Annotated in this window: 13 protein-coding genes and 1 rRNA gene; 3 read left to right on the plus strand and 11 right to left on the minus strand. The window is 65.0% G+C overall.

Features of this window, described 5'->3' with window-relative positions:
- The coding region (locus B0T39_RS25770) for a hypothetical protein (protein WP_176219655.1) at positions 1-330 on the plus strand (330 nt) is incomplete at its 5' end.
- A gap of 88 nt (positions 331-418) precedes the next feature.
- Here the strand turns inward: B0T39_RS25770 and B0T39_RS24330 are convergent.
- From B0T39_RS24330 to B0T39_RS24375, 10 genes are all read right to left on the minus strand, one after another.
- A complete protein-coding gene (locus B0T39_RS24330) occupies positions 419-1,072 on the minus strand; it encodes a phage baseplate assembly protein V (protein ID WP_254894637.1) in 654 nt (217 codons plus the stop codon).
- Positions 1,069-2,133, minus strand: a complete 1,065-nt coding sequence (locus B0T39_RS24335; RefSeq protein ID WP_254894638.1) for a phage late control D family protein — start codon at positions 2,131-2,133, stop codon at positions 1,069-1,071. The genes B0T39_RS24330 and B0T39_RS24335 overlap by 4 nt, the downstream gene beginning before the upstream one ends.
- Complete coding sequence (locus B0T39_RS24340; RefSeq protein ID WP_043639107.1) at positions 2,130-2,345, minus strand: tail protein X; 216 nt, start codon at positions 2,343-2,345, stop codon at positions 2,130-2,132. The genes B0T39_RS24335 and B0T39_RS24340 overlap by 4 nt, the downstream gene beginning before the upstream one ends.
- A 4-nt stretch (positions 2,346-2,349) precedes the next feature.
- The gene (locus B0T39_RS24345; protein WP_081551285.1) at positions 2,350-3,261 is read right to left on the minus strand and encodes a phage tail protein; all 912 of its coding nucleotides are present in this window, start codon (positions 3,259-3,261) and stop codon (positions 2,350-2,352) included.
- A gap of 61 nt (positions 3,262-3,322) precedes the next feature.
- Positions 3,323-5,965 (minus strand): hypothetical protein, encoded by a 2,643-nt coding sequence (locus tag B0T39_RS24350; RefSeq protein WP_081551287.1) that lies wholly within the window; start codon positions 5,963-5,965, stop codon positions 3,323-3,325.
- 280 nt (positions 5,966-6,245) lie between these two features.
- On the minus strand, positions 6,246-6,500 hold the full coding sequence (locus tag B0T39_RS24355; RefSeq protein ID WP_019101636.1) for a phage tail assembly protein: 255 nt from the start codon (positions 6,498-6,500) through the stop codon (positions 6,246-6,248).
- A 215-nt stretch (positions 6,501-6,715) separates the two neighbouring features.
- Positions 6,716-7,240: a phage major tail tube protein gene (locus B0T39_RS24360; protein ID WP_081551289.1), complete on the minus strand. Its 525-nt coding sequence runs from the start codon at positions 7,238-7,240 to the stop codon at positions 6,716-6,718.
- 2 nt (positions 7,241-7,242) lie between these two features.
- A complete protein-coding gene (locus B0T39_RS24365; RefSeq protein ID WP_081551291.1) occupies positions 7,243-8,679 on the minus strand; it encodes a phage tail sheath subtilisin-like domain-containing protein in 1,437 nt (478 codons plus the stop codon).
- 2 nt (positions 8,680-8,681) lie between these two features.
- Entirely contained in the window at positions 8,682-8,876 is a 195-nt protein-coding gene (locus tag B0T39_RS24370; protein ID WP_081551293.1) for a hypothetical protein, read from the minus strand.
- A complete protein-coding gene (locus tag B0T39_RS24375; protein ID WP_176219656.1) occupies positions 8,873-9,334 on the minus strand; it encodes a Gp37 family protein in 462 nt (153 codons plus the stop codon). The genes B0T39_RS24370 and B0T39_RS24375 overlap by 4 nt, the downstream gene beginning before the upstream one ends.
- A gap of 241 nt (positions 9,335-9,575) precedes the next feature.
- Here B0T39_RS24375 and B0T39_RS24380 point away from each other — a divergent pair, with 241 nt between their 5' ends.
- Positions 9,576-9,923: a Mor transcription activator family protein gene (locus B0T39_RS24380; protein ID WP_081551297.1), complete on the plus strand. Its 348-nt coding sequence runs from the start codon at positions 9,576-9,578 to the stop codon at positions 9,921-9,923.
- Between the two features lie 265 nt (positions 9,924-10,188).
- A complete protein-coding gene (locus B0T39_RS24385; protein ID WP_141111398.1) occupies positions 10,189-10,557 on the plus strand; it encodes a hypothetical protein in 369 nt (122 codons plus the stop codon).
- 101 nt (positions 10,558-10,658) lie between these two features.
- Here the strand turns inward: B0T39_RS24385 and rrf are convergent.
- Positions 10,659-10,773 (minus strand): 5S ribosomal RNA (gene rrf, locus B0T39_RS24390).
- Positions 10,774-10,781 lie beyond the last annotated feature (8 nt).

A 10,781-nucleotide genomic window follows, 5' to 3' on the forward strand; every position in this document is an offset into this window, starting at 1 on the left:
CCCCCCACCCCCTCCGCCGCCGAAGGCAAGCCCACTCATCAGCTGGGACAAGCCATCGCCCAATTGCAGGCGCTGCGCCAGCAACACGCGGAGCTGGGCATGCTGGACGCGGTGATAGACGAGTTGAGCCGCTGTCATCAATCCATCCGCCAGATCGCCAGCCGCCACCTGATAGAGCTGGACGCCGCCAACAACAGCCTCAGCGCGGCCCTGCAGTTGCTGTGGCAAGGCGAGGACGCAGGGGCTCACGGCAGCCATCTCGCCTTCATGCTGGAGCCGCTGCATGCAATGCAGGTGAACGCGGCCAGCGAGTTGAACCGCTTGCTCTGACAGCCTTGCCTCAAGACGCAAGCCAGCCCCGACGGCTCTCGCCGTCGGGGCTGGCTTATTAACCCTGTGGTTAGGCTAAACGCGACGCCTACACCGGTCCGCCTGTCATGCCGCCCGGCGCCGGATGCACGTGGCCGGCCAGGCTCTTGCCGCTGGCCACCACGTCGCCGCCGGCGTTGTTGAAGCTGCCGCAGCTCTGGCTGATATTGCCGGAGAAACTGGCGCCGCTGCCGCCGGAACCGCTCAGGCCGCCCTGGTAGGTGAGCAGGCCCTTGACCAGCAGGGTGCCGCTGATTTCCGTGGCCGGCGCGTCTATGCTGACCTTGGCGCCCGCCTTGAGGACGATTTCCGCCCCGGCTTCCACCACCACTTTTTGCACCCCGCCGCTGACGGTGAGCTGATGGACGGCGCGGTCGTACTCCAGCGTCGCGCCGTCGGCGAAGCGGCGATGCCATTTATCGACGCTGGCCACCGGCACCGCGTCGGCGGAGGAGAAGATGGCGCCCAACACCACGCCGTCCTCGCCGCGCGCGTCCAGCAGCACCGCCACCTGCTCGCCGATGTCCGGCAGCCAGTAGTCCTTGTCGCGGCCGCTCTTGCGGCTGAGCACCGGCAGCCAGGCGGTGCGCAGCCGCCCCAGTTCCGGCAGCCGCACGCGCACGCGCTGGGTATTGGCGTCCACGGCGGAGACGCTGCCGAACTTGAGGGTGGCCAGCGCTTCCGGCAGGGGTACGTCCATCATGACTTGCTCCTCTCGTTTGCTTTGTTTTGGGCGGCGCCGGCGCTCACCCGTTTCAGTTCCAGTTCGCAGACATAGCCGTCCTGGCGGCTGATGCGGTGGCTGGCGCGCTGAATCTGGTAACGGCCGGACAATTTGCCGAAACCGTCCAGATCGATATTGCTCCCGGCGGCCAGCTGCGGCGAGCCGTCCACGGTGATGGACATCCGGGTGCGGTCCAACTGGCGGCGCTCCAGTTCCGCCGCGGCCATCTGCTCGGCCTGGCGCTTGCCGGCGGCCTTGCGGGTGAGCTTGACGATATCCGCGCTGCTGGCCTTGCCGCCCGGCGCCTTGGCGTCGGCGCGCACGCTGGCGGTGCGCAGCGCGCGCTTGGCCGGATCGTGATAGCTGACATCCACCTGAGCCGGCACCTTGCTGAGCTGGTCCTGCGCCTGCCAGGCCATCAGCTGGGCCGGGGTGTAACGGCGCACGCTGGCGCTCTGCATCAGATCGCTTCGCTTCCAAAACACCAGCTTGCGGTTGTTGTCCATCACCTTGCAGACATAGCCATGCTGGTCCGCCACCCGCTGCAGGAATTGCAGATCGGTTTCGTGATACTGGGTCAGCCGGTCGATGTTCACCGTCTCGATCTTGCCCTGCAGCTTCATCCGGTGGCGCTTGGCGATGCGCTGGGCCAGCGCTTGCAAGGTGATCTGTTCATAGGCGCGGCCGTTCTTGGTGCGCAGCGGATGCTGCACCCCGGTGGCCAGCGCGCGGATGCGCACGGTGGACGGCGGCGAGCGGTATTCCACTTCGTCGATATCGAAGCTGCCCGCCGCCACCAGCGCCGCGCCGCGATAGCCCAGTTTGAGCGCCAGCGTGGCGCCTTTGTCCGGATACCAGCCGTCCAGCCAGCGGCCGTCCACATCCTCCAACTCCACGTCCAGTTCGTCGGACTCGCCGCTCAGGTGGTCGGTATAGCTGACGCTAAGCGCGTGGCGGGCAATGTCCGCGGTGATGGATTTGCCGTTGTAGCTGAGTTCGAAGGCCGGAGTCGGCACCTCCTGCGCGCGGCTGTCGCTCATGAGCGCCTCCACGGCGGCAATTGCTCCAGCGCCTCGCTGTCCGCGGCCTCCAGCACCGGAATGGCCAGGGTCAGGCCGGCGGGCAGGGTTTCGCCTATGGGGATGTGGGCATTGTTGGCGATCAGTTGCGCCATTTGGCCGACATCGCCGTAATAGCGCCAGGCGATCTGGTCCCAGCGTTCGTTTTCTTGGGTCACATGGTTCAGGAACATGGCGTCACCTCAGGATGCGCCGCACCGCGGCCTTGGCGGCCAAGCCGGCCAGCGGCTCGGCCAGTTCGCGCAAGGCCACTTCGGAGCGGCCGTTGATTTCTTCGCAGGCGGCCAGCTTGTCCAACACCTGGCCGGCCGGGGTGCCTGTCAGCAGCCGGCCCATCGCCGTCATATTGAGCTTGGCCTGCTGCAGGCTCTGGCCAACCCGCACCGCGTCGCCGGCCAGCTTGCTGTATTGCTCGAACTTGGCCATCTGCTCGCCGCTGACTTGCAGTCCGGGGGCCAGCGCCTGCACCTCCTTGAGCAGGCCGGGCAGCTTTTCCAGCGCCGCGGCCGGGTCTCGGCCGGCCAGCTGGCGCAGCTCGCGCGCGGTGTTGATCACGGTCTTGACCTTGCCCACCACGCTTTTCACTTGAGCCACGGTCTTGGCCAGGCCGGCGATATCGGCCTTGAAGCGCTCCAGCCCGGCCGGCAATTTGAGCTTGCCCGCGGGCAGGCTGGCCGCGGCCTTGGCCAGCGCCGGCTTGGGTTTAGGCGGGGCGTCGCCGCCGTACTCGCGTAGGCTGAGCTGGGCCTCCACCGCCAGCAGGCTGCCGCTGCGGTCGGTCTGGCGGCCGGTGCTTTGCAGTTCGGCGATGACGAAGCGGCCTTTGTAGTCGCCGTTGCCCAGCACAAACGCCAAGGCTTGGTGCTGCTGGCGCGCCGCCTGCAGCTTTTGCAGCTCCTCGTCCGGCTGGCAGTAGGCGGCGTGCAGCACCAGGTCGATGCGGATTTCGTCCAGCTTGTCGCCGACGAATTGCAGCACCGGCTTGCCGCCGATGCGGCCGTGTTCGGCGAAGTCGCTGCCGCTGCGCTGTTCCAGGCCGTCGAAATAACTGATCAGATCAAACTCGATATTGCCCAGTACCGCGTACATGGGTTGCCCTCCGAATGGGTGGAAAGAGAACCCGGTGCGCGAGCGCGCCGGGCTCCGCGACTCAAGCGCGGGCGCTGTAACTGCGCCGTTGCCTGTCCGCCTCGTAGCGCCGCATCAGGCGTTCGAACTCGGCGTAGGACAACTGCACCGCCTGCTGCACCTGCTGCTTCACCGTGGCCGCCGCGCTGGCGGTGACAGTGATGTGCGGCGCGAAGGTGACGTTCATGCCGCCGCCGGCGTTCTTGGCCGGCGCCTTGGCCGCCGCGCCGCCCTGTTGCAGGCGTTGCAGCTGCCGAGCGCGCACTTCCGCCTGGGCGGACACCGAGACGCTGGCCGTCACTTCCGCGCTGACCCCGCCGCGCTTGCCCTCTGGCTTGCTGAAATCCACCTTGGGCGGCCGCGACAGCGGCTGGGTGGCCGCAGGCGGTGGCGCGGCGGGCGGCGGCTTGGCCTTGCCGGGCATGGGCGCGCCGTGGATGGCGTTGCCCACCTTGCCGCCGGCCCATTCCCCGGCGTATTTGCCGGCGAAGTGGCCGATGACGCCGCCCACCAGGGTGCCGACGCCGGGCAGGATCATGCTGCCGATGGCCGCGCCCATCGCCGCCCCGCCTATGGAGCCGCCGGCCTTGCCGCCTATCTTCCAGTACTCCTTGTTCTTCTCTGTCTGGCTGCGGTTGGACTTGCCGACGTTCCAGGCTTCCTGGCCGGCCTCCATCACCGTGATCACCGAACCGGCGATGCCGGCCTTGAGCAGGCCGCCGGTGCGCTTGAACACTTCCTTGCCGATGCCGAGGCCGGCCTTGGCCACGCCAACCCCCGCCTTCAACAAGGGCGCCGCCCGCTGGGCCGCCGCTCTGGCCAGCTTGCCCGCGCTCTGCGCGCCGGCCTTGGCCTTGCCCGGCAAGCTCTTGAGCCAGTTTCCCGTCTTTTGCGCGCCAGCGCGCAACATGCCCGGCACTGGCTTCAGCGCATTGCCCAGACCTTTGACACCGGCTTTGGCCAAGGCCGCGCCGCGGCGGAACAGGTCGCCGATGCCGCCGGGCAAGCCGCGGCCCTTGGGCAAACGCCGCGGACGCGGGCTCCTTCTGGGATTCGGCTTCGGACTGGGCTTAGGTCTCGGACTGGGCCTCCGTTTCGGGCTGGGCTTGGGACGCGGCTTGGGTCTGGGTCGTCGCTCCTTGCGGTCTCTGTCGCGCCGGCTGTCCTTTTTCTCCTTATCGCGCTTGTCTTCCTTTTTGCGCTCGTCCCGGTCCGGGTCCATGCTGTCGCCGGGTTTGTCGAGGTCACACGTAACCGGCTGGCAGCAACAGCAGCAGCACTCGGACTTGGCCTCCATGCAGTCGCCCGGCTTGTCGGCCTGGCTCTGGGTGGCGCCCGGTTTGTCTTCCTTGAACCATTCGGTGCCGGCGGCCCACAGCTTGCTCAGCAAGCCGCCCTTGGTGTCCTGATAGCGGCGCAGCGATTTGCCTACCTTGTCGCTGATCTCGCCGGCCTTGCTTGCGCCTTCCTCCAGCGCTTTCACCGAGCCAAGTATGCTTTCCACGCTGGGCAGCTTGCCGCCCAGCAGCGGATTGAGCTTGCCGTGCACATAGCGCAACGCTTTATTGCCCATGCCTTGCGACAAGGTCTTGTGCACCGTGCCGGCCGCCTTGGCCACATCGCGGCTGATGCTGCCCACCTTGTCGTTGAATTCGATCAAGGGCGTGGCGTCCGGCGCCGGCAGGCCTTGCAATAGGCGGATGGCGGAGCGGATCTTGCCGCCGCCGGCCTTGCCCTTTGCCCCCGCGCCTCCCGCCTTGCCCGGCGCGGCCGCCTTGGCGCCGTCTTCTTTCAACAGCGCCTCGCTGGCGGCGGCGATCTTGGCCAGCACACTGCCTGGCGCATCGGCGTAACGACGCAGCGCCCGGCCCACTCTGGCCGCGCCCTTGGCGATGGCGTCGCCGGCGTCTCGAGTGCTCTCCAGCGCGCCGAGCATGGCGTCCACGCTGGGCAGCTTGCCGCCCAGCAGCGGGTTGAGCTTGCCGTGCACATAGCGCAGCGCTTTATTGCCCAGGCCTTTGGATAAGACTTCGTGGGTTTTGCCGGCGGCGTCGGACAGCCAGCGCGAGGACAACTGAACAGCGTCGGCCACGCCTATCCATCGCTGGATGCCGGGCGTGCGCAGACGCTTGAGGGTGGATTCGAGATCGGGAGGCGCGTCTTTGGATTTGCCGTCGCCGTCGCCGCGGGGAGTCGGCCGTTTTGGGCAGGTCGGCGGCCGAGGATTGCAGGTGGCGTCTTTTTGCCGCTCCTGGCTTTCCAGCACCCGCTGCTCCACTTCGATCACCGCCTTGACCTTCACCGAGGCCTGCAGCTCGACGCGGCACTTGGCCACCAATTCGCTGACCTGAGACACGCCGGGCAGGGCGAGCTTGACGCCCTTGCCGCGTTTGACGCTGTCCAGCCAGGCGTCGTGCCGCTGACGCAAACGGTCCAGCGTCAGCTCCAGCTTGTGGTGGTCGCGCTCCAGCTGCGGCAGATCCAGCGCGGCGAAAGCCTTGCGGGAACGCTCCACGCTGTCGCTCAGCTCGCGCTGGCGGTCGCGCAGGCGCAAGCTGGTCTTGCCCAATTCGTCCAAGGAGGCGCGGGCGGAGCGGAAGGCGTTGTCGAAGACCCCGGACAGCGTCGCTCCCACCTTAAGACCGATGAAAAACTCGCTTACCATGGTGTTAGCCTGTGAGAGTGAGGAGGAAGGGCCGCCAGGCCAAGGCCGGCAGCTCAGGGTGGGGCCGGCGCTCGTCCTGACGGACGGGCCGGCCCCGGGCCGCGCGAACGCGCGGCTCAGGAAAAATCAGTCTCGATCCCGCTACTGCTGTTCGCGCTCGTGACGGCGCTCGACCTCTCGCTCCGCCACCTCGCACCAAAACCAGTAGTCGTCCATCGCCAGCGCGTCGATTTCCGACGGCGGCAGGCCGAGCACGGTCAGCAGCGCTTCGTCGAAGTCTTTAAGCGTCGTCGGAGACGCCCACCATGTCGCGAAAGCAGTCCGCCAGCGCGCGGCTGTCGGCGATGTCGAGCTGGTCGATGTCTTCCAGAGTCAGGCCGGTCATGCGCGCGAACAGGAAGTCCTCCTGGTCGGCGTCGTCCTGGCTGTGATGGCTGGCGGCCTTGAGATCGGCGCGCTTCAGACGGCTGATTTCCAGGCTGTCCAAACGTTCGCCGGCGGCATTGGTGAACGGGTATTTGAGTTTGATCTTCATGGGAGCTCCTTGGTCGCGGGCTACGTGGTTGATGAACTTCATTGTCCGGTTTACGGCCCGGCGGGTCTGTTAAAGCCCTTTAGGGAAAGGCTTGAAAGCGCCAGCCAGCTTGCCTACAAACTGAATCGCCGCGGCTCCGGCGGACCCGGCCAAGCCGGGCCCACCTTCATGGAAACGGGAGCTTGTCGACAAGCCGGCCGGCGGCCAGCCCTTCATCAGCCGCCGATGTTGCGGCGATACAGTTCCAGCATGTCGTTGCCGCCCACCCGGAATATATTGGCCAGATAGTCCAGCTCCAGCACATCCTCGCCGTCCACTACCTGCTTGATGTAGGTGGCGGAGAAGGAGGAGCTGAAATCGGCGTTTTCATGCTGTTTGTAAGTGCCCAGCGGGTTCTTCTTGAACATCACGGTCAGGAAGGTCACCAGGCTGACCTGCTGCAGGCGGCCCTGCGCGCCGTAGGTCTCGATGCTGGAACGGGCCTGCAACTGCACCGCCTGGAACGGATTGGCGATGATCTTGGCCACGTCCTTGTACAGCGAGTTCCACTTGATATCGCCCTCCAGCTTGTCGAAACCGGCCGGCAGTTCGATCTTGCCCACCATGCCCAGCGCCTTATGCTCCTGCATGATGGCGGACACGTCCGGCAGCTTGATCTCCTCGGCGCGGCCCAGCAGCGAGTTGCCGTTGATGTAGATGTTGGCGTTGGTGATGCGGTTGATTTCAATCTTGCCTGCCATGATCAATTGCCTCCCTTCAGGCTCAACAGGTATTCCGAGGTGATCTCGGTCTCAAAGGTCAGACGTTCCAGCGGCGGCGGCACCGTGTACTTGTAGCTGATCAGCAGATGGCCGGCGGCCAGCTCGGTTTCCGGATTGCGCGCCGCGTCGAACCAGGCTTTGAAGCCCAGCAGCGCGCCGTCGCCGATCAGCTTGCGGCCGTAGCCGTTCACCGATTCCACCAGCGCGTCGATGGTGGCCTGATTCAGCGGCATGTCGATGAACTGCTGGCTGAAATATCGGATCGACTCATTGATCACGTCGCCGGTCCGGCGCACGTTCTCAAAGTTGCGCATATGGCTGACGGTGGGCCAGGCGGCGGTGCGGTTGCCCCACAGACGGAAGCCGGAGCCAAAGCTGGAGAACACCGTGGTGATGCCCTGCTCGTTCAACAGGTTCACCTCGGACTGCGGATCGTCGATCATCGCGGTCAGCTGGCGCTCCACGCCGATGACGCCGGCCAGTTCCTGGTTGGAGCTGGACCACCAGAAGCCCTTGTCGTTGTCCACCTTGGCGCGCAGGCCGGCGGCGCGGGCCGACAGCGGCTCCAGGCGAGTGTCGTTGGTGGCCGGGTCGTACACCTTGACGTGCGGATAGCACAGGCGCACGCGGTCGCTGGAGGTGTTGAAGTTGATGCCGCCTGCCGGGCCGCGGCCGGCTTGCGCCTGGGCGAAACTGGTGCCGATGGGCGCGTCGACATAGGCGATGGCGTCCAACTTGTCGGCCATGGCCACCATGGCGCTGGCCACCGAGTTCTGGGTGCAAAAGCCCGGTGCGATCAACAGCTTGGCGAAGAAACCGAAGCGGTTATAGGTGTCTTGCAGCGCCTTCAAGCCGGTGCGGTTGCCGGCGGCGTTGACCGCGCCGATGATGTCGGCGGCGGTAACCTTGGCCGGGTCGGCATAATCGTAAGTGACCTTCAGGCCCGCGCCGGCGGCGATGGCGCCGTCTTTCAGACGGGTAATCTTGCCGTTGACCGCATCCAACAGGTAGTCGATGCCGGGCACATAAGTCGTGGCTCCGTCCGCGCTCTTCACCATCACATTCAGCAACGCTGCCTTGGCGGTCTTGCCTTGGCCGGTAGCCGCGTCCAGCGTCACAACCTCGCTGGGGACCGAACTCTTATGCAACACCGGGTCCAGCACATTGATCACCACCACGGTGCCGGCGCCGTGATCGTAGATCGCGTTCAGCGCTTGCGGAATAGTGAAGCCGGCCAGTTGCGGACCGAAGGCCGCCGCGTCTTTTTCCGACAAACACAAGACCGGGGTATTGGCCGCCTCCGGCGCCAACGGCGCAGTGCCGATCAGGCCGATCACCGCCGATTTGACGGTGCGCACCGGGCGCGCGCCGCGTTCGACTTCAATGGTTTCCACGCCATGCAGATAATTGGCTGCCATGCTCAAACTCCTTGTTCAGCGCTAGGGGAGATCGGTTCCGCCGCGGCCGGCAGCGGGCTCAGGTGCTGCAAAGCCAGCAGCATGCGGGTGTAATCGTGCTGCTCCGGCATGTCCACCTTGGCGCCGGGAAACAACATGATTTCCTGGCCGTCGGCCAGGGTGACGCCGCTGATCGGCCCGGAATACAAGTACTTCATGATTGCTCCTCCTTAGTGACTGCGGTTAACACAGGCTCATGTCCAATGGCCGCCTCCGCCACCTGCCAGGTGTCGGCAGCCAGCGAAATGACGTAACGGGCGATGCCGTCGCTGAAGCCCAAAAAAGTTTCGCTCGACAAGCAGACGGGTCGGCAATCCGGCGCGGGGAATCCCAGGCAGGCGCTCCGCGCCGCGTCCAGCGCTTCCGTATCGTTGAGTTGCGCGTTGGCGCGCCGCAGCAGCAGCGTCAACTCCAGCTGCAGCGTGCGCTGCTGGCAAACGCCGGCCACATCGCGCGGCAAGGCGAATTGGCTGCCGCGATAGCTCAACAAGAGCGCGCCTTGCGGATGTTCAAGCCGGTAATCGGCCGGCGCGGCGCAATGCTCGACGCTCAATGACGGCAAAGCGCCGCGCAAACGCGCCAACAGCGCGTCAACGATTTGGGAAGTGCTGGCCACGGGCGGGCTCCTGGACATCGTGGGAAGAAAGGCGAGATCACTCGCAATGGCGGTTACCGACGGCGCCTGGCCATCGAACGAGGGCAAGGATGCGCCGCCAGCGTCCTGACGGTCTTTTAACGCGCTTTACAGAAAAGCGGCCGCCGACATTCCCCGCCGGCGCTGACACGCGTCATCCAGGCCGCGCGCGCGAAGGCGACGATAATGTCCTTCATCGACACCGCCGCAAAAGGACAACGCCATGCAAGCACGCTTTCGCAGCAAAGGACCGGAACTGCTCGTAGATCTGGCCCAACACGTGGCCATGACGCTGAAGCAGCTCGCCAACACCGAGCAGCAACAAGCGGAGCAATTGGGCCAGGAAATCGCCGAACGCATGGCCAAGCACTGGGGCGGACAGAACATCTATTTCCCCATTGGTCTGTCCTATAAATCCTCCCAGCGCGACCAGCAGATCTACCGCGAATTCACCGGCGGCAACCACGCCGAGCTGGCGCGTCGTTACGGCGTCTCCTTGCAGTGGATCTACAAAATCATCAAAACGGAACGCCAACGGGAGCAGGAACAACGCGCCAGCCTGGCCTGCTGAGCACCCGCCCTTCTGGTCGCGCCAATGCAAAAAGCCGCTCATCCGGAACCGGAGAGCGGCTTTTGTCGCGCAAATTTTAAACAATATTGAATTAATAAACCGCTGATTTATAACTTTTATAGAAATTTACTATTAAGTTCAGCTTTAACATATTAATTTTTTGCTGGAATCAAACTGGATACCACCTATACCTAGAAGGCCACACCGCCACAGCGGCCGCCAGAGCCGTTGGGAACAAGCTTATCCGATCAAACGGGGTATCCATATGAAACAAACAGCGTCGCTTGCCGCCATGGCTTGCCTGTTGCTGTCGTCGGTCGCACTGGCCGACGGCGGCGTCATCATCTTCAGCGGCCGCATCGTCGAGGCCCAATGTCCGATGGCGCTCGACGCGCCCAACCGCCTCAATGGCCCCAGCCGGCTGGAAGTCGGCAAATGCAAAGCGCCGGTCCACATCCAGGCCCTCGCGGCCAACGGCGAGAGCCTTCCCGTACGGGCCAACGCCGACGCAAAATCCAGTAGCCAGGCCGCCGCCAACGGCTACGACCTGGATCGCAGCGACAACCAGCGCAGCTTCAGCATCGCCACGCCCAAAAACAGCCAGCGCGGCCAATTGGTCGTCAGTTATTACTGAGCTCTGGAAACGCCAAAGCCTCCCATGGGGAGGCTTGGCTGTGGCGCCGAGGCGCAAATGCATAAAGCCCAGCTCGTGTGAGCTGGGCTTCGCAATGGGGCGTCTGGCGGTGTCCTACTTTCACATGGCGAATGCCACACTATCATCGGCGCTAAGGCGTTTCACGGTCCTGTTCGGGATGGGAAGGCGTGGGACCACCTCGCTATGGCCACCAGACATAAACT

It is taken from the genome of Chromobacterium haemolyticum (genome assembly GCF_002081825.1).
GTDB classification, from domain to species: domain Bacteria; phylum Pseudomonadota; class Gammaproteobacteria; order Burkholderiales; family Chromobacteriaceae; genus Chromobacterium; species Chromobacterium fluminis.

Bases quoted from the DNA above. Each gene is read 5' to 3' on its own strand.
- B0T39_RS24370 (WP_081551293.1), bottom strand. From the start codon at position 8,876: ATGAAGTACTTGTATTCCGGGCCGATCAGCGGCGTCACCCTGGCCGAC.
- B0T39_RS24360 (WP_081551289.1), bottom strand. From the start codon at position 7,240: ATGGCAGGCAAGATTGAAATCAACCGCATCACCAACGCCAACATCTAC.
- B0T39_RS24380 (WP_081551297.1), top strand. From the start codon at position 9,576: ATGCAAGCACGCTTTCGCAGCAAAGGACCGGAACTGCTCGTAGATCTG.
- B0T39_RS24365 (WP_081551291.1), bottom strand. From the start codon at position 8,679: ATGGCAGCCAATTATCTGCATGGCGTGGAAACCATTGAAGTCGAACGC.
- B0T39_RS24355 (WP_019101636.1), bottom strand. From the start codon at position 6,500: ATGAAGATCAAACTCAAATACCCGTTCACCAATGCCGCCGGCGAACGT.
- B0T39_RS24350 (WP_081551287.1), bottom strand. From the start codon at position 5,965: ATGGTAAGCGAGTTTTTCATCGGTCTTAAGGTGGGAGCGACGCTGTCC.
- B0T39_RS24335 (WP_254894638.1), bottom strand. From the start codon at position 2,133: ATGAGCGACAGCCGCGCGCAGGAGGTGCCGACTCCGGCCTTCGAACTC.
- B0T39_RS24340 (WP_043639107.1), bottom strand. From the start codon at position 2,345: ATGTTCCTGAACCATGTGACCCAAGAAAACGAACGCTGGGACCAGATC.
- B0T39_RS24330 (WP_254894637.1), bottom strand. From the start codon at position 1,072: ATGATGGACGTACCCCTGCCGGAAGCGCTGGCCACCCTCAAGTTCGGC.
- B0T39_RS24345 (WP_081551285.1), bottom strand. From the start codon at position 3,261: ATGTACGCGGTACTGGGCAATATCGAGTTTGATCTGATCAGTTATTTC.
- B0T39_RS24385 (WP_141111398.1), top strand. From the start codon at position 10,189: ATGAAACAAACAGCGTCGCTTGCCGCCATGGCTTGCCTGTTGCTGTCG.